Annotated in this window: 18 protein-coding genes; all 18 read right to left on the bottom strand. The window is 60.9% G+C overall.

Annotation, left to right across the window (positions count from 1 at the left end; genetic code table 11):
- Window positions 1-2: 2 nt before the first annotated feature.
- Window positions 3-272, bottom strand: a complete 270-nt coding sequence (gene fliQ, locus BK670_RS21620; protein ID WP_041072975.1) for a flagellar biosynthesis protein FliQ — start codon at window positions 270-272, stop codon at window positions 3-5.
- On the bottom strand, window positions 269-1027 hold the full coding sequence (gene fliP / locus BK670_RS21615) for a flagellar type III secretion system pore protein FliP (protein WP_064121002.1): 759 nt from the start codon (window positions 1025-1027) through the stop codon (window positions 269-271). The genes fliQ and fliP overlap by 4 nt, the downstream gene beginning before the upstream one ends.
- Window positions 1027-1479, bottom strand: a complete 453-nt coding sequence (gene fliO / locus BK670_RS21610; RefSeq protein ID WP_123452734.1) for a flagellar biosynthetic protein FliO — start codon at window positions 1477-1479, stop codon at window positions 1027-1029. Before fliO ends, fliP begins: the two co-directional genes overlap by 1 nt.
- Window positions 1480-1938, bottom strand: coding sequence for a flagellar motor switch protein FliN (fliN, locus tag BK670_RS21605; RefSeq protein WP_123452732.1), 459 nt, complete (start codon window positions 1936-1938; stop codon window positions 1480-1482).
- 56 nt (window positions 1939-1994) lie between these two features.
- The gene (gene fliM / locus BK670_RS21600; protein WP_003222890.1) at window positions 1995-2963 is read right to left on the bottom strand and encodes a flagellar motor switch protein FliM; all 969 of its coding nucleotides are present in this window, start codon (window positions 2961-2963) and stop codon (window positions 1995-1997) included.
- Between the two features lie 9 nt (window positions 2964-2972).
- On the bottom strand, window positions 2973-3476 hold the full coding sequence (gene fliL, locus BK670_RS21595) for a flagellar basal body-associated protein FliL (RefSeq protein WP_123452730.1): 504 nt from the start codon (window positions 3474-3476) through the stop codon (window positions 2973-2975).
- A gap of 217 nt (window positions 3477-3693) precedes the next feature.
- Window positions 3694-5064, bottom strand: a complete 1371-nt coding sequence (locus BK670_RS21590; protein WP_123452728.1) for a flagellar hook-length control protein FliK — start codon at window positions 5062-5064, stop codon at window positions 3694-3696.
- 104 nt (window positions 5065-5168) lie between these two features.
- Window positions 5169-5516 (bottom strand): Hpt domain-containing protein, encoded by a 348-nt coding sequence (locus BK670_RS21585; RefSeq protein WP_123452726.1) that lies wholly within the window; start codon window positions 5514-5516, stop codon window positions 5169-5171.
- A 31-nt stretch (window positions 5517-5547) separates the two neighbouring features.
- A complete protein-coding gene (locus BK670_RS21580; RefSeq protein ID WP_123452853.1) occupies window positions 5548-7251 on the bottom strand; it encodes an ATP-binding SpoIIE family protein phosphatase in 1704 nt (567 codons plus the stop codon).
- A 5-nt stretch (window positions 7252-7256) separates the two neighbouring features.
- Complete coding sequence (locus BK670_RS21575) at window positions 7257-7562, bottom strand: STAS domain-containing protein (RefSeq protein WP_123452724.1); 306 nt, start codon at window positions 7560-7562, stop codon at window positions 7257-7259.
- Between the two features lie 190 nt (window positions 7563-7752).
- The gene (fliJ, locus tag BK670_RS21570; RefSeq protein WP_123452722.1) at window positions 7753-8202 is read right to left on the bottom strand and encodes a flagellar export protein FliJ; all 450 of its coding nucleotides are present in this window, start codon (window positions 8200-8202) and stop codon (window positions 7753-7755) included.
- A gap of 6 nt (window positions 8203-8208) precedes the next feature.
- Complete coding sequence (gene fliI, locus BK670_RS21565) at window positions 8209-9567, bottom strand: flagellar protein export ATPase FliI (RefSeq protein ID WP_116254413.1); 1359 nt, start codon at window positions 9565-9567, stop codon at window positions 8209-8211.
- Window positions 9557-10363, bottom strand: coding sequence for a flagellar assembly protein FliH (fliH, locus tag BK670_RS21560; protein WP_123452720.1), 807 nt, complete (start codon window positions 10361-10363; stop codon window positions 9557-9559). Before fliH ends, fliI begins: the two co-directional genes overlap by 11 nt.
- A gap of 4 nt (window positions 10364-10367) precedes the next feature.
- On the bottom strand, window positions 10368-11387 hold the full coding sequence (gene fliG, locus BK670_RS21555; protein ID WP_016771079.1) for a flagellar motor switch protein FliG: 1020 nt from the start codon (window positions 11385-11387) through the stop codon (window positions 10368-10370).
- Window positions 11380-13167 (bottom strand): flagellar basal-body MS-ring/collar protein FliF, encoded by a 1788-nt coding sequence (gene fliF / locus BK670_RS21550; protein ID WP_123452718.1) that lies wholly within the window; start codon window positions 13165-13167, stop codon window positions 11380-11382. The genes fliG and fliF overlap by 8 nt, the downstream gene beginning before the upstream one ends.
- A 15-nt stretch (window positions 13168-13182) precedes the next feature.
- Complete coding sequence (gene fliE, locus BK670_RS21545; protein ID WP_123452716.1) at window positions 13183-13512, bottom strand: flagellar hook-basal body complex protein FliE; 330 nt, start codon at window positions 13510-13512, stop codon at window positions 13183-13185.
- A gap of 128 nt (window positions 13513-13640) precedes the next feature.
- Window positions 13641-15032, bottom strand: a complete 1392-nt coding sequence (locus tag BK670_RS21540) for a sigma-54-dependent transcriptional regulator (protein ID WP_123452714.1) — start codon at window positions 15030-15032, stop codon at window positions 13641-13643.
- Window positions 15033-15037: 5 nt separating this feature from the next.
- A complete protein-coding gene (locus tag BK670_RS21535) occupies window positions 15038-16231 on the bottom strand; it encodes a sensor histidine kinase (RefSeq protein WP_185036813.1) in 1194 nt (397 codons plus the stop codon).
- Window positions 16232-16352 lie beyond the last annotated feature (121 nt).

Genomic DNA, 16352 nt, shown 5'->3' with positions numbered 1-16352 from the left:
GCTTAGCCGATGACCATCGGGATGTTTTTGTACAACTGGATGATGTATTCCATGAAGGTTTGCACGATCCACGGACCGCCCACAATCAAGGTCACCAGCATCACCAGCAGACGCGGCAGGAAGCTCAGGGTCTGTTCGTTGATCTGGGTCGCGGCCTGGAACATCGCCACCAGCAGGCCGACCAACAGGCTCGGCACCACCAGAATCGCGACCATTAACGTGGTCAGCCACAGCGCTTCACGAAAGATATCGACCGCGACTTCCGGCGTCATGGCGAGACACCTCCGAAACTGCTGGCCAGGGTGCCGATGATCAGCGCCCAGCCATCGACCAGCACGAACAGCATGATTTTGAACGGCAGCGAGATGATCAGCGGCGAGAGCATCATCATACCCATCGCCATCAGCACACTGGCCACGACCAGGTCGATGATCAGGAACGGAATGAAGATCATGAAGCCGATCTGGAACGCGGTTTTAAGCTCGGAGGTGACGAACGCCGGCACCAGAATGGTCAGCGGCGCCTGATCCGGCGTGGCGATGTCAGTGCGCTTGGACAGGCGCATGAACAGCTCCAGATCGCTGGTGCGGGTCTGCGCAAGCATGAAGTCCTTGATTGGCACCTGGGCCTTTTCCACCGCTTGCTGGGCGGTGAGTTTTTCCGCCAGATACGGTTGCAGCGCATCGTTGTTCACCCGGTCGAACACCGGCGCCATGATGAACATGGTGAGGAACAGCGCCATGCCGGTGAGGATCTGGTTCGACGGCGTCTGTTGGAGGCCGAGGGCCTGACGCAGGATCGAGAAAACGATGATGATCCGGGTGAAACTGGTCATCAGAATCACGGCCGCCGGGATGAAGCTCAGGGCGGTCATGATCAGCAGGATCTGCAGACTGACCGAATACTCCTGCGCGCCATCGGCGTTGGTGCCCAGCGTGATCGCCGGGATCGACAACGGATCGGCGGCGAACGCCAGCGGCGCGGCCAGCAGCAGGGCCAGCGTCAAGACGATGCGTAACGCACCCATTACTTCGTATCCTTCTGATCCTTGCCGAGAATCTTCAGCAGATGCTGGGCAAATTCCGGGGTCGCTTTCTCGCTGGTATTCGGCACCTCGACCGGCTCTTTGAGCACGTGCAGCGCGGTGATGGTGCCGGGGCTGAGGCCGAGCAGAATCTGCTCATTGCCGACCTGCACCAGCAGCAAACGGTCACGCGGGCCGAGCGCGCGCGAACCGATCAGCTCAATCACCTGGCCCTTGCCGGCCGGACCTGCCTGCTGCACCCGGCGCAGCAGCCAGGCGAGGAAGAAGATCAGCCCCAGCACCAGCAACAGGCCAAACACCAATTGCGTCAGTTGCCCGGCCACGCCGCTATTGACCATCGGCGCGGTGGCGGCTGGCACGGTGGTCGCCGTCGACGGCTCGGCGGCCAGCACGCTCAATGGCAATGCCAGCAAAGCCCAGAGAAACCGTTTCACTCAGCGCAGCTTCTTGATGCGTTCGCTTGGGCTGATCACGTCGGTCAGGCGGATGCCGAACTTCTCGTTGACCACCACCACTTCACCGTGCGCGATCAGCGTGCCGTTGACCAACACGTCCAGCGGCTCGCCGGCCAGACGATCGAGCTCGATCACCGAACCCTGGTTGAGTTGCAGCAGGTTGCGGATGTTGATGTCGGTGCTGCCCACTTCCATCGAGATCGACACCGGGATGTCGAGGATCACGTCGAGGTTCGGGCCGTCCAGCGTCACTGGATCGTTGTTCTTCGGCACGCTGCCGAATTCTTCCATCGGCAGACGGTTGGAGCTTGCCGCCCCGGCATCGGCGGCCAGCAGCGCATCGATGTCAGCCTGGCTACCATCACCGGTCTCTTCCAGAGCCGCAGCCCATTCGTCAGCCAGTGCCTGGTCGTCCTGGGCGTTCATATCGTCGTTCATCATTTGTCCTCGGCGGGCAACAATTCAGCTAAATGTGTGGGGGTGAGAGCGCCGCTTCAGCGACGCTCGATCGGCTCGATCACTTGCAACGCGAGGTTGCCTTTGTGCGAGCCCATCTTGACCTTGAAGGCCGGCACGCCGTTGGCGCGCATGATCATGTCTTCCGGCATTTCGACCGGGATCACGTCACCCGGCTGCATGTGCAGGATGTCGCGCAGTTTCAACTGGCGGCGCGCCACGGTGGCACCGATCGGCACGTCGACATCGAGCACATCCTGACGCAGCGCGTTGACCCAGCGCTCGTCCTGATCGTCGAGGTCGGACTGGAAACCGGCGTCGAGCATTTCGCGCACCGGCTCAATCATCGAGTACGGCATGGTCACGTGCAGATCGCCGCCACCGCCATCGAGTTCGATGTGGAATGTCGACACGACAATCGCTTCGCTCGGGCCGACGATGTTGGCCATGGCCGGGTTCACTTCCGAGTTGATGTACTCGAAATTGACTTCCATGATTGCCTGCCAGGCTTCTTTCAGATCGACGAAGGCCTGTTCCAGCACCATGCGCACCACACGCAGTTCGGTCGGGGTGAATTCACGCCCTTCGATCTTGGCGTGACGGCCATCGCCGCCAAAGAAGTTGTCCACCAGTTTGAACACCAGTTTGGCGTCGAGGATGAACAGCGCGGTGCCGCGCAACGGTTTGATCTTGACCAGGTTGAGGCTGGTCGGGACGTACAGCGAGTGCACGTATTCGCCGAACTTCATCACCTGCACACCACCGACGGCAACGTCCGCCGAGCGGCGCAGCATGTTGAACATGCTGATGCGGGTGTAACGGGCAAAACGCTCGTTGATCATTTCCAGAGTCGGCATGCGTCCACGGACGATGCGATCCTGACTGGTCAGGTCGTAGCTTTTGACACTGCCGGGTTCGGCAGCGTTATCGGTCTGTACCAGACCATCGTCGACGCCATGCAACAGCGCGTCGATTTCATCCTGGGACAGCAGATCCTGCACGGCCATGTCGTGTTCCTACTGCAGTACGAAATTAGTGAAAAGCAACTGTTCGATCACCACTTTGCCCAGCTCTTTCTGCGCCACTTCCTGGACGCTCGCTGTGGCCTTCTGGCGCAACATCTCCTGGCCGACCGGGGTCGCCAGCGTGGCGAAATCCTGACCGGAAAAGAGCATCACCAGGTTGTTGCGGATCACCGGCATGTGCACTTTGAGCGCTTCCAGATCGGCCTGATTACGCGCCAGCATGGTGATGCTCACCTGCATGTAGCGCTGACGGCCGTTCTGGTTGTAGTTGGCGACAAAGGCCGGCGCCATCGGCTCGAAAATCGCTGGTTGCTTGCCCACAGGCGCTGCATCAGCGGCCTCGGCAGGTTTGCTCTGAGCGCTGTGCATGAAGAACCAGGTCGCCCCCACGGACACGCCAATGGCCAGCAGCAACGCCAGCACGATCACAATGATCAGCTTGAGTTTGCCTTTGGTTGCGGGGTCTTTCACTGCTGCTGTTTCGCTCTTCGCCATGCCAATAATCCGTCACTAATCGGGTTTTCACAGTCGCACGGCAAGGCAAGAGCAAGTGTTATGCCAGAAGTGTCGGAGGATTGATCTGGAGGGCACCACAAAAGCAATGTGGGAGCGAGCCTGCTCGCGAATACGGTTTAACATTCAACATTGATGTTGACTGTTATTTCGCTTTCGCGAGCAGGCTCGCTCCCACAGTGGGTGGATCAGCGTTTGTTCAGGCGTAATAGTCGACCGCGCTGCTGCCAATCACGCTGGTGGTTTGAGCGGCGGCTTCAGCAATGGCGGCCGGCGCCAATTCTTCATCCGCCGAATCGAGGCGACCACCGGCCGCGCTGGTGCGACCGCTCTGGCCCTGCTGCGCCTGTTCCTGACCTTGCTGCCCCTGCCAGCCACGGCTCTGGTCAGAGACATTGACGTCGACCTGGCCCATGCCCTGCTGGTTGAACATTTCGCGCAGGCGATGCATCTGCCCGTCCAGCGCTTCACGCACACTTGGATGCGCACTCATGAAGGTCACTTGCGTCTGTTGATCCGGAACCATGTTGACGCGAATGTCCAGACGTCCCAGTTCCGCCGGCTGCAACTGAATGTCCGCCGCCTTCAAATTGGCGCTCGACAGATACATGACGCGGTTGACCACTTCTTCGGTCCAGCCGCTCTGATGCATGGCGATTGGCTGATTCACCGGTACCGCGTTCGCAGTCTTCGGCGTGGCCGCTTGCGTCAGCGCCGCCAGACGGTTGGCGAAGTCATCGACGCGGGTATCGCTGGTCGCGCTCTTGAGATCTTTGAGGCCGTCGTCGATCAAGCCGCTGAACGCTTTCTCGCCACCCTGGCTGGTGCTGTCCTTGTCGGCTTGCACGTCGAGCATGCTGGCCATGCCTGCGGCGAAGTTTTGCGCCGCAGTCAATTCACCGTCGGCCTGCGCCTGAGCCGGCGACGCTTTCGGTTGCGCCTGACTGGCAGCGGAAATGTGCCCGCCCTGCTCCATCGCCATGCGCACGGCCGGCATCGAATCGAGCGGATCGGCCGAAGGGTCGAAATCGCTGTCGGTGGCCGGTGCCGGATCTTTGACCGTACCCGGCAGCGCGGCAAGCGCAGGGGTTTCGCTTTCCGGCTGGGCAGTCGCGACGACCGCCGGAGTCTGCACAACTGGCGCTGTGACTACCGGCTGCACAGCGGTTGCCAATGCCGGATCGAGCGTCGGATCAACCGGCGCCGCGTCGACGACTGGATTTTGGGCGGTGTCAGTGTTGTCGTCGCTGCTGGCGCTGGCGTCATCGGTCGCCGCGGCTTTATCCGCAGGCAAGTCGTTGCCGCTATCGGCAACCGCCGGCTGTGCAGCGGCAGACGGATCTTTGCCAATGTCTTTTTTGCCGCTGTTGTCAGCGACCTTGTCACGCGACGACTTGGGCGAATTGTCAGCGCTGACGACGGGCTTGTTCGACCCCTGATCGGCGAACACCTTAGCGAAGCTAGAGGCTTTATCCCCAGTGTCTACGGCCATAGCCGACGTTTTGGCCGAGGCGGCTTGCGCCTTGGCCTGAGCGGCATTCTGAAGAAGGATGTTGGGGGTCGCAGGCATGAAACGGTCTCCGCTGCACTGGGATCGTAGGTACAGTTGCGAAGATAACTGCAAGTGCCGGGCCAGTTTTGTCCGACGCCTGTGAAAAGCGCCGGACGGAGGGGTCAGTGAGTCAGTGCGTGCTGCCGCTCATCTTCGTAAACCGGGCGGACATCGTCGAACTCGACAGTGATATCTGCAACCAGCCTGGCAATGTCCGAGGGGCTTTTATTTTTGGCTTCCGATTCCAGCTCCTGGCAGAGTTCCGCCAACCGGACAGCCCCCATGTTGCTGGCACTGCCCTTGAAGCTGTGGGCAACTTCCGACAATGCCTTGGCATCCGAGGTCTTTTGCAACTCGTCCAAGCGACTTTTGGAATCCGCCAGAAAGGTATCCAGAAGCTCCGGATAACCCTCCTCCATGACTTCGCGCAGTACGCTCAGCGCCTCGCGATCAATATGTGTGTCAGTCACTTGTTCACTCCTTGATCAAGAATTGCCCGGATTATGCCTCAACCTCCCAGGAAAACTCCACGCGGGCGCTACGACCTTCGTCCGACCAACTGGCGTTATGCCCCAATTGCCGGACCAGACTGACGCCGCGCCCCGACAAACGGACACCGTCCAGCGGTCGCTCCATGATCCGCGCCACATCAAAACCCTTGCCACTGTCCTCGACGCGAATCACCAGCCGGCCGCCCTCGCCTTGTGGCTGCACTTGTAGATGCACACGGACAAACCCATCCTGTAGCGCCTCCAGCCGATCGTTGCGCTGCTGATAGTAGCGAGCGAAACCCGCCGCATCGCGCTTGAGACTGGAGTCCAGCCCCAGCACGCCGTGCTCCAGCGCATTGGAATACAACTCGGCCAGCACGCTGTACAAAGCGCCACTCTGTCCCCGCAGCCCATGCACCTCAAGCAGCAACTGCAACAGGTAAGGCAGGGGATTGAAGCGCTTGAGCGTGGCACCGCGAAATTCGAAGCTCACTGACCAGTCGAGCGGGCATGACTGGCCGCTGTCGGAATACACCGGCGCCGACGGCTTGACCTGCGCCGGTTCCAGCAGGCTGACCTCGACCATGCTGACATCGTCGCGCGCCTCGCCGCGAAAATCCCGCAGCGCCTGCTCGATATCTTCGAACAAGCGATCCGGTTCGCGATTGGCGGCGAACACCTGCTGCAAACGCTCGACGCCGAACAGTTGATCACTGGCATCGCTGGTATCGATCACGCCGTCGGACAACACGAACACCCGATCACCGACGGCCATTGGATGGACTTCCGTACGGTCATCGAACGCCTGCGCGCTCAACACCCCCAACGGCAAGTGCCGTGCGGCCAACGGCACGCGCTCACCCGTGGCAATCCGGTGCAGATAACCGTCAGGCATGCCGCCGTTCCACACCTCGACCGAACGCCGCTGAAAACTCAGGCACAGCAACGTGGCACAACAGAACATGTCCACCGGCAAGATGCGTTTAAGTTTGGCATTCATCTCGCGCAGGGTTTCGGCGAGGCCATAGCCCTTGGCGGTCATGCCGTAGAACACCTCGGCCAAAGGCATCGCCCCGACCGCTGCCGGCAGGCCATGGCCAGTGAAATCGCCCAACAGCACATGCATGTCACCCGCTGGCGTGTAGGCCGCCAGCAGCAGGTCACCGTTGAACAAGGCATAGGGCGATTGCAGGTAGCGGATGTTCGGCGCACTCAGGCAGCCGGAATGCGCCACTTTGTCGAAAACGGCTTTGGCCACACGCTGTTCGTTGAGCAGGTAATCATGGTGCCTGGCGATCAGGTCGCGCTGTTGCAGAACCGTCGCCTGCAAGCGGCGCAAACGATCCATCGCCTTGATTTTGGCGGCAAGGATCACCTGGTTGTAGGGCTTCGCCAGAAAGTCGTCACCGCCAGCCTCCAGGCAACGGGCCAGCGCTTCGCTTTCAGTCAGCGACGTGAGGAAGATGATCGGCACCAGCGTCTCTCCCGCCAGCACCTTGATCTGCCGCGCCGCTTCAAAGCCGTCCATGACCGGCATCATCGCGTCCATCAGCACCAGATCAGGTGGCTGCCGGCGAAACAGCTCGACCGCTTCGGCACCATTGGCCGCCGTCAGGACCTCATGACCCTGGCGCCGGACGATGGTCGACAGCAACAGGCGATCGGCGGCGCTGTCTTCGGCGATCAGGATGGTCAGCGGCTCTTGCGCCTGCACGGCCGTCAACTGATGTCGAAGAGTTTGTCGAAATTGGAGATGGCGAGGATCTTGCGCACATCGGAGCTGCTGTTGACGACTCGCACGTCCGAGTTATCGCCGCCAGCGTGATCACGCAGCAGGAGCAGCATGCCCAGTGCGGAGCTGTCGAGATAGGTGGCCTCTTTCAGATCGACCACAATGGAGTCAGGCTTCTGGGCAAGACGCTCATAGGACTCGCGAAATTCCTGATGGCGACCGAAATCGAACCGCCCCCTGACCGAAATCGTCAGTTTGTGACCATCTGGAGAGACTTCTGTAACGACTGACATTGACTGGCTTCCTTGTCATTGACGAACCTGTACAAGGTTTAGCACTTGGTAGACTGAGGGGCAAGGTGCAACACAGGATCAACTGTGGGAGCGAGCCTGCTCGCGAAGGCGTCGTGCCAGTCAACAATTGAGTTAGCTGACCGAATGCATTCGCGAGCAGGCTCGCTCCCACAGGGTTTCGCGGTGCGATTTAGAACGGATTCTGCCGCGGTAAACGCTGCGACAGTTCATCAAGCAGCTTCTGCTCGCGTTTGTCTTCGAGGCGTTGCGCCTCTTCGCGATAACGCTGCACCAGCTTGCGTAACCCTTCGACCTTGGCGAACGCCTGCTGCCATTCCTCACGGGCCTTGTCGAGCTTGTTCTGGTGCCAGACCAGGCTCTGGCGCTGCTGGTCGACGGCGGTGTCGAGTTGTGCCAGAAAGCCTTGAAAACCCAGCAGCCATTGCCCGGTCACGCCAGTGCTGCCGCGCACGATCCATTGCTGTGAGTAATCCAGACGAAAGGCATTGAGGTCAGCCAGTTTGCTTTCCGCGACTTTGACCTGACCCTGAAAATAGCCCAGCCGTTGCACGGCGGTCTTCTCGGCCTGTTCGGCCATGTCCACCACCGGTGCCAGGCGCGCAGCGCGGCTGACGGCCATGGCCGGTTACCCGCCCGCCGCAGGGGCGAACAAGGTCTCGAGATAGGCCTGGCTTTCACCCATGTTGATTTTGTCGTTGAGACCCTGACGCTGGTAGCGGACCAACTGCGGTTGCAAGGAGATCGCCAGATCGGTCTCGCGGTCGCCGCCGGCAACGTAGGCGCCGACACTGATCAGATCGCGGCTCTGCTGATAGCGCGACCACAACTGCTTGAAGTATTGCGCGCGCTGCATGTGTTCGGGCGAGACCACGGCCGGCATTACCCGGCTGATCGAGGCTTCGATGTCGATGGCCGGATAGTGCCCTTCCTCGGCCAGACGCCGGGACAGCACGATGTGGCCGTCGAGTACGCCTCGGGCCGAGTCGGCAATCGGATCCTGCTGGTCATCGCCTTCAGACAGCACGGTGTAGAACGCGGTAATCGAACCACCGCCCTTCTCCGCGTTACCGGCACGCTCAACCAGTTTCGGCAACTTGGCGAACACCGAGGGCGGATAACCCTTGGTCGCCGGCGGCTCGCCGATGGCCAAAGCGATTTCCCGCTGGGCCTGGGCGAAACGGGTCAGCGAATCCATCAGCAACAGGACATTCTTGCCCTTGTCGCGGAAATACTCGGCGATTCGCGTGCAATACATGGCGGCGCGCAGACGCATCAGCGGTGCATCGTCCGCAGGGGATGCGACAACTACGGAACGCTTGAGGCCTTCTTCACCGAGGATGTGCTCGATGAATTCTTTAACTTCTCGACCCCGCTCACCGATCAGGCCAACGACGATAATGTCGGCCTCGGTGAAGCGGGTCATCATGCCCAACAACACCGACTTACCGACCCCGGTACCGGCAAACAAACCCAGACGCTGACCGCGACCAACCGTCAGCAAACCGTTGATGCAACGAATACCGACGTCCAGCGGTACGCTGATCGGGTCACGGTTGAGCGGGTTGATCGTAGGGCCGTCCATCGGCACCCAGTCTTCAGCCTTCATGCCACCCTTGCCGTCCAGCGCACGACCGGCGCCGTCGAGGACGCGCCCGAGCATGCTCATGCCCATCGGCAAGCGGCCGGTTTCGGCCAACGGCACCACGCGGGCGCCCGGGGCGATACCGGCGACGCTGCCGACCGGCATCAGGAACACTTTGCCGCCGGAAAAACCCATGACTTCCGCTTCGACCTGGGACGGGTGATAGCTGTCGTCGTTGATCACCAGGCAGCGCGTGCCCATGGCGGCGCGCAGGCCTTCGGCTTCGAGGGTGAGGCCGACCATGCGCAGCAGGCGACCTTCAAGAATCGGCGCGCCGGCAATCTCGGTGGCCTCAGCGTACGTGCTCAGGCGCTTGGCGAAACTGGTGCGTTCAAGGCGCATCGGGGTCGTCCGCGAGCGGCTCTTCAGGTGCGGCCGCCGGTTTTACGTCTTCCGGAATGTCCAGACTCAGATCCGCCTCGGCCGGGTGCAGAGCCTGCTCGTGCAACTGATCGAACAGTTTGGCCATGACCTGAGCAACGCGGGTTTCGATGCTGGCGTCGATGCGGCTGTGCTCGGTTTCTACACGGCAGCCACCGGGCATCAGCGCTTCGTCCTCGACGATGCGCCAGGATTCTTCGTGACGCTCGCGCAGGGCTTTGGCCTGTTCGAAGTCCTGCGGATTGACGTACAGGCGCACGTTGTCGACGCCCAGCGGCAACAGCTTGAGGGCATCGCGCATGACGTGTTCGATCTGGCTCGAATCGATGGCCAGTTCGCGCTTGATCACCTGTTTGGTGATGTGCTGCACGAGGTCGACCAGCGACTTTTCGATCTGGGTGTCTTGCTCGGCGATCGGCTCGAACAGGTTCGCCATCAGTTGCTCAAGGCTGGCCAGCTTCGCCGCCAACGCCACTTCAGCTTCCTGACGGACCTTGAGCGTGGCGCTGTGGAAACCTTCCTTTTCGCCGATGCCGAAGCCTTCGTTGTAAGCCTCCTGACGGATGCTTTCGAGCTCTTCCAGGGTCAGTGGCTGGACTTCTTCCAGCGGCACCTCTTCCATTTCCGGCGGTTCGGGCTCCGGCTCCGGCTCGGGTTCCGGCTTTGGCGGGTCGAAGCTGGGCATGGCCCAGGATTCGAAACCGCGGACATCGCGGGCACGGATCAGATCCGTCACATCGTCGTCGTGCTTGTCCATGGGCTTAGATCATTTCCTCGCCGCCCTTGCCACCGAGCACGATTTCTCCGGCTTCGGCCATACGGCGGGCGATGGTGAGGATTTCTTTCTGTGCGGTTTCGACGTCGCTGACGCGCACCGGGCCTTTGGCCTCGAGGTCGTCGCGCAACAGTTCGGCGGCACGTTTGGACATGTTCTTGAAGATCTTCTCTTTGACGCCTTCGTCCGAACCCTTGAGGGCCAGTACCAGCACATCGGAAGACACTTCGCGCAGCAACGCCTGAATGCCACGGTCGTCGACATCGGCGAGGTTGTTGAACACGAACATGAGGTCTTCGATCTGACCGGACAGGTCTTCGTCGACTTCGCGAATCGAGTCCATGAGCTGGCCTTCGATCGAACTGTCGAGGAAGTTCATGATGTCCGCCGCGCGCTTGATGCCACCCAGGGTGGTGCGCGAGGCATTCGAGTTGCCGGAGAACTGCTTCTCGAGAATCTGGTTGAGCTCTTTCAGTGCCGCTGGCTGCACGGTGTTCAACGACGAGACGCGCAGGATGATGTCCAGACGCACCTTGTGGTCGAAGTTGCCAAGCACTTCACCGGCCTGATCCGGGTCGAGGTACGCCACCACGATCGCCTGAATCTGCGGGTGCTCGTAACGGATCACGTCGGCAACGGCGCGCGGCTCCATCCATTTCAGGCTGTCGAGGCCACTGGTGTTGCCACCGAGCAGGATGCGGTCGATCAGGCCGTTGGCCTTGTCTTCACCCAGGGCCTGGGTGAGCATTTTGCGCACGTAGTCGTCGGAACCGACGCCGAGGCTGGTCTGGTCGCCGACGATGTCGACGAACTCGCTCATGACCTGCTCGACCTGTTCGCGATGGACGTTGCCCATCTGCGCCATGGCCACGCCGACGCGCTGAACCTCTTTCGGGCCCATGTGACGCAGCACCTGGGCTGCATCGGTCGAACCCAGGGACAGCAGCAGAATCGCGGCTTTGTCGACCTTGGTCAGTTTGACGGTAGCGGCTCGGTTATCACTCATCTGCGTTAATCCACTCTTTCACGACCTGAGCCACGCGACCCGGGTCTTCAGCCACAAGGCTCTTGATTGCATTCAGCTGCGCGTCATAACCCTCGCTCGGGCTCGGCAACAGAATGCTCTGCGGACCACCGAGGCTTACGCGGTCGTTGGCAAGTTCGCCGTCCAGGCCGCCCATGCCACCGAGTTCCACGTCGCTGCCAAGACCGGCCAGCTCCTTGCCTTTGCCGCCGCCGGTGATGTTGTTGAGCACCGGACGCAGCACACCAAACACCAGCACCAGGATGAACAACACACCCAGCACTTGTTTGACGATGTCCCAGAACCATGGCTGGGAGTAGAACGGAATATCGGCAATCACTTCGCCGCGCTCGGCGGAGAACGGCATGTTGATCACGCTGACGCTGTCGCCACGACTTGCATCGAAACCGACCGCGTCCTGGACCAGACGGGTGAAGCGCGCCAATTCGTCGGCACTCCACGGCGCACGGGTGATTTCGCCGTTGGCCGCGTTGACCTTGACCTGATCGTCGACCACCACCGACACCGACAGACGATTCAGGCGACCCTGCTGCTGTTTGGTGTGGCTGATGGAACGGTCGAGTTCGAAGTTCTTGGTCGATTGTTGACGCTTGTCGGCCGGGTACGGCGCGAGCATTGGCTGGCCGGTGGCCGGGTCCATGATCTGCTGACCGTTGGCATCAACCAATGGCTGACCTGGCTGAATCATGCCGGCCGGCGCTGCGGCGCCACCGGTGGTTTGCGGCGCCGAGGCTGGCGACGGGGGCTGGTTGCTCAGAGCACCCGGCACACCTTGCGGGCCATTGCTGGCGGTGCGTTGTTCGTTGACCGACTGCTCGCTGCGCAACGCCGGTTGATCCGGGTTGAACTGCTCGGCAGTCGATTCGACGGCATTGAAATCGATGTCGGCCGAGACTTCAGCCTTGTAGCGATCGTTGCCCAATACCGGCTGCAAAATATTGTGTACACGCTGGGTCAGCATGCTTTCCATGCGGCGGCTGTAATCGAACTGCTTGCCGGCCATGGTCATTTCGGAGTTTTCCGCCTGATCAGAGAGCAGGTTGCCCTTCTGGTCGACGACGGTGATCTGCGACTTGCTCAACTCAGGTACGGAGGTCGCCACCAGGTTGATGATCGCGACCACCTGACCCGGCTCCAGCGAACGGCCGCTGTACAGCTCAACCAGAACCGAAGCGCTTGGCTTACGCTCGTCACGGACGAACACCGAACTCTTCGGAATCGCCAGGTGCACGCGGGCCCCCTTGACGTTGTTCAGGCTGGAGATGGTCCGCGCCAGTTCACCTTCGAGGCCGCGACGGTAACGTGTCGCTTCCATGAACTGGCTGGTGCCCAGACCCTGTTCCTTGTCGAGGATTTCGAAACCGATGTTGCCGTCGCTGGGAGTGACACCAGCAGCAGCGAGTTTCATCCGCGCACGGGACAGGTCGTCGGCCTTGACCAGCAAGGCGCCAGAGTTCGATTCGACGGTGTAAGGAATGTCGGCAGAGGCCAGGGTGTCCATAACCTGTTTGGCGTCCATGCCGGCAAGGCTGCCGTACAACGGACGGTAATCCGGCTGCTGCGACCACAGCACCACGGCAAAGCCAATCGCCACGCTCGCAGCCAGGCCGACCAACAGGCCCACCTGACGCAGCATGGTCATCTCGGAGAGGTTTTCCAGGAAGGACAAGCCGAACAGCGGCGGTTTACCGTCTATCGGGGTGGCCTTGGCCGGAACGTTATCGGCGACTGCTTCTGCCATGACTCAATCTCGTCCTTAAACCGGCATCTGCATGATGTCTTGGTAAGCCTGAACCAGCTTGTTGCGCACCTGGGTCAGAGCCTGGAACGACACGCTGGCTTTTTGCGAAGCGATCATCACGTCCGTCAGATCGACGCCGCTCTTGCCCACTTCAAATGCGTTGGCCAACTGAGTCGACGCCTGCTGGGTATCGCTGACCTTGTTGATCGCCTGACCGAGCATGTCGGAAAAGCTGCTGCCCGCCAGTTCAGGGACAGCGGTCGTCGATTTCGGTGCAGACATGGCATCCAGCTTCATGGCCTTCATGTCTGTCATCAACCGATTAAATTCAATACCTTGGCTCATGGTCTACTCTCTTGGGCGGCCCGCAATTTTTTGACACTCACTCGGCGGGTACACAGGTATTAGCAACAAGGGTGCCAGCTCATGGGCACCCCTTTCAGAAAAGCGTTTGCAACTTTTTGCGCCACAACTCAGGTGGCGAACAGATAACCTTCAACGTCCATCCCGGCATCGCGCATTTGCGCCAGTTTGTAGCGCAGGGTGCGTGGGCTGATACCGAGCTTTTCTGCGGCTTCCTTGCGTCGCCCACGCTCCGAGCGCAGGGTATCGATGATCATCTGAAACTCCCGGCGGCGCAGGTCATCGCCCAGGGCGCCGGCCGAATCCGCTTCGATTTCCACCTCGCGAAGCACTGCTGACACCGGCGCGGTGACGGGCAGCGCGGTGTACGTCACGGGCCCCGCCAGACAGAAATCCTGCGGCTGAATCAAACCGCCTTGCTGCAAGATCAACGCACGCTGAATGGCGTTATCCAGCTCACGCACATTGCCCGGCCACGGGTAAGCGGTCAGGCACGCTTGCGCCTCTGGCGAGAGTTTCGCCGCCGCGTGCTTCATTTTATTGACGTGTTTGGCCAGCAACCTTTCGGCCAGCGGCAGGATATCGGCAGTGCGCTCGCGAAGTGGACGCCAGGCCAGGGGGAAAACCGACAGACGGTAAAAAAGGTCTTCTCGGAACCGCCCCGCCGCCACTTCACCCGCCAGATCGCGGTTGGTGGTAGCGACCACGCGAATATCCAAAGCAATCGGTTTACGCGCACCGACGCGCTCGACCTCGCGCTCCTGCAACACGCGCAGCAGTTTGGCTTGCAGGCCGAGGGGCATTTCGGAGATTTCGTCGAGCAACAGCGTGCCGCCGTCGGCTTGTTCGAACTTGCCAGCCTGCGCGGCAATGGCGCCGGTGAACGAACCCTTCTCGTGGCCGAACAACGTGGCTTCGAGCATGTTATCGGGGATCGCCGCGCAGTTGATCGCAATGAACGGTTGGCTGGCGCGATGGGATTGCTGATGGATGTAGCGCGCCAGTACTTCTTTACCGGTGCCGGATTCGCCGGAGATCAGCACTGTGGAATCGCTGCGCGCCACCCGCGCGGCCAACTCCAATAACTGCGCACTGGCCGGCTCGACCGCCACCGGACCTTCGCCGTCGCTTGTGCCAATGCTGCCCAGCGCATGCCGCGCCACCAGATCGAGCAACGCCTTGGGTTCAAACGGCTTGACCAGATAGTCGGCCGCGCCCTGACGCATTGCATCGACGGCACGCTCCACCGCGCCGTGCGCCGTCATCAACAGCACTGGCAATTGCGGTTGACGGGCACGCAGCAGGGAAAGCAATTGATGGCCGTCCATGCCCGGCATGTTGACGTCACTGACCACCAGACTGAACGCCTCGCGCGCCACCGCCGTCAACGCATCTTCAGCGCAACCGACCGCATGGTAATCGTGCCCGGCCAGCAACAACGTATCGGCCAGCGCCTCGCGCAACGAGCGGTCATCCTCGACCAGCAAAACCTTGATGCCCATGTCTTTCACTCAGCTCCCTGTACAGCGGAAAACAGCGGCAGGATCACCTGCGCGCATGTGCCGCGCCCGACTCGCGAACGCAGCCGCAATTCTCCCTGATGTGCCCGGGCCACAGCCTTGACCACGGTCAGGCCCAGACCGGTGCCGGTGACTTTGGTGGTAAAAAATGGCTCGCCGAGCCGCGCCAGAACCGCGGGCTCGATGCCGCTGCCATTGTCACTAATACTCAGGCGCAGGTTGTTGTCGCGGGTGTAGCAATGCACTTTCAGGCGGACGTCGCCGGCACTGGCCTGAATGGCGTTTTCGATCAGGTTCAACAGCGCTCCGACCAGCGTGTCGCGATTGCACAGCAGCTCGCCGGCATGACTGTCGCACTGCCAGCGGATAGGCAGATCCTGCACATGCGTCAGCGCCGCTGCTTGCAGTGCCTGCATCAAGGTATTCGGGGTGAGGCGATCGGTCAGTGGCAACTCACCGCGAGCGAACACCAGCATGTCGCGCACTTGGTGCTCGAGCTCGTGCAGGCGCTCTTTCAGGCGCCCGGCGAAGCGCTGCTGGGTGGCGACCGGCAACTCCTGCTCAGTCAAATGACTGGCGTAGAGCAAAGCGGCGGACAGCGGCGTGCGGATCTGATGGGCCAGCGAGGCGACCATACGGCCCAGCGAGGACAAGCGCTCGTGGCGTGCCAGTTGATCTTGCAGATGACGGGTTTCTGTCAGGTCGTTGAGCAGGACCAATTGCCCCGGCTCGGCGTCCAGCGAGCGGGTGGCAATCGACAGGCGTCGACCATTTTTCAGGGAAATTTCATGACCGTCGTCTTCACGCGGGGCAAAGCAGCGCGCAATCACATGGCGCCACAACTCGCCCTCAAGCGGCAAACCGAGCAGCTCAATGGCGGCTGGATTGGCTTCACGAACCATGCCGTGACCGTCGATAACGATGACGCCACCGGGCAACAGATCAAGGAGGTTTTGCAGGCGGTTGGCCAAGCGTTCTTTTTCCGCCAGCTCCTGCATGCGCTGAGCACTGACCACCGCCAGCTCGCCCTTGAGCTCGGTCACCCGCGCTTCAAGCATGCTGTAGGAGTCCGTCAGTTGGCTGGACATCTGGCTGAACAGCTCGAATGCCTGCTCCAGGCCCTGTCGGCTTGCCTGCTCTACGGAGGACGGCTGCCCCTCGGGACTGGAGGCAGAAGACATCTGGGCGTGGGGCATTGTGCTTTCTCGCTTGGCTGACCGTCAGTTAAACGGAACGTTACGAGGGCTGTAGCAATACCCGTGCCTAAAAAAAACTGCTTATAAATGAAGCAGTTGAAAAACA

The sequence above is a fragment of the Pseudomonas fluorescens genome (assembly GCF_003732425.1).
Lineage (GTDB): Bacteria > Pseudomonadota > Gammaproteobacteria > Pseudomonadales > Pseudomonadaceae > Aquipseudomonas > Aquipseudomonas fluorescens_BE.
This window is presented reverse-complemented; position numbering and strand designations above follow the sequence as displayed.

What these genes read in the sequence shown, in the direction of transcription:
- fliL (WP_123452730.1), bottom strand. Translation starts at nt 3,476, where the DNA reads ATGGCGAAGAGCGAAACAGCAGCAGTGAAAGACCCCGCAACCAAAGGC.
- fliJ (WP_123452722.1), bottom strand. Translation starts at nt 8,202, where the DNA reads ATGGCCGTCAGCCGCGCTGCGCGCCTGGCACCGGTGGTGGACATGGCC.
- fliG (WP_016771079.1), bottom strand. Translation starts at nt 11,387, where the DNA reads ATGAGTGATAACCGAGCCGCTACCGTCAAACTGACCAAGGTCGACAAA.
- fliE (WP_123452716.1), bottom strand. Translation starts at nt 13,512, where the DNA reads ATGAGCCAAGGTATTGAATTTAATCGGTTGATGACAGACATGAAGGCC.
- BK670_RS21590 (WP_123452728.1), bottom strand. Translation starts at nt 5,064, where the DNA reads ATGCCTGCGACCCCCAACATCCTTCTTCAGAATGCCGCTCAGGCCAAG.
- fliI (WP_116254413.1), bottom strand. Translation starts at nt 9,567, where the DNA reads ATGCGCCTTGAACGCACCAGTTTCGCCAAGCGCCTGAGCACGTACGCT.
- fliM (WP_003222890.1), bottom strand. Translation starts at nt 2,963, where the DNA reads ATGGCCGTGCAGGATCTGCTGTCCCAGGATGAAATCGACGCGCTGTTG.
- fliP (WP_064121002.1), bottom strand. Translation starts at nt 1,027, where the DNA reads ATGGGTGCGTTACGCATCGTCTTGACGCTGGCCCTGCTGCTGGCCGCG.
- BK670_RS21575 (WP_123452724.1), bottom strand. Translation starts at nt 7,562, where the DNA reads ATGTCAGTCGTTACAGAAGTCTCTCCAGATGGTCACAAACTGACGATT.
- fliH (WP_123452720.1), bottom strand. Translation starts at nt 10,363, where the DNA reads ATGGACAAGCACGACGACGATGTGACGGATCTGATCCGTGCCCGCGAT.
- fliN (WP_123452732.1), bottom strand. Translation starts at nt 1,938, where the DNA reads ATGAACGACGATATGAACGCCCAGGACGACCAGGCACTGGCTGACGAA.
- fliF (WP_123452718.1), bottom strand. Translation starts at nt 13,167, where the DNA reads ATGGCAGAAGCAGTCGCCGATAACGTTCCGGCCAAGGCCACCCCGATA.
- fliQ (WP_041072975.1), bottom strand. Translation starts at nt 272, where the DNA reads ATGACGCCGGAAGTCGCGGTCGATATCTTTCGTGAAGCGCTGTGGCTG.
- BK670_RS21540 (WP_123452714.1), bottom strand. Translation starts at nt 15,032, where the DNA reads ATGGGCATCAAGGTTTTGCTGGTCGAGGATGACCGCTCGTTGCGCGAG.
- BK670_RS21535 (WP_185036813.1), bottom strand. Translation starts at nt 16,231, where the DNA reads ATGTCTTCTGCCTCCAGTCCCGAGGGGCAGCCGTCCTCCGTAGAGCAG.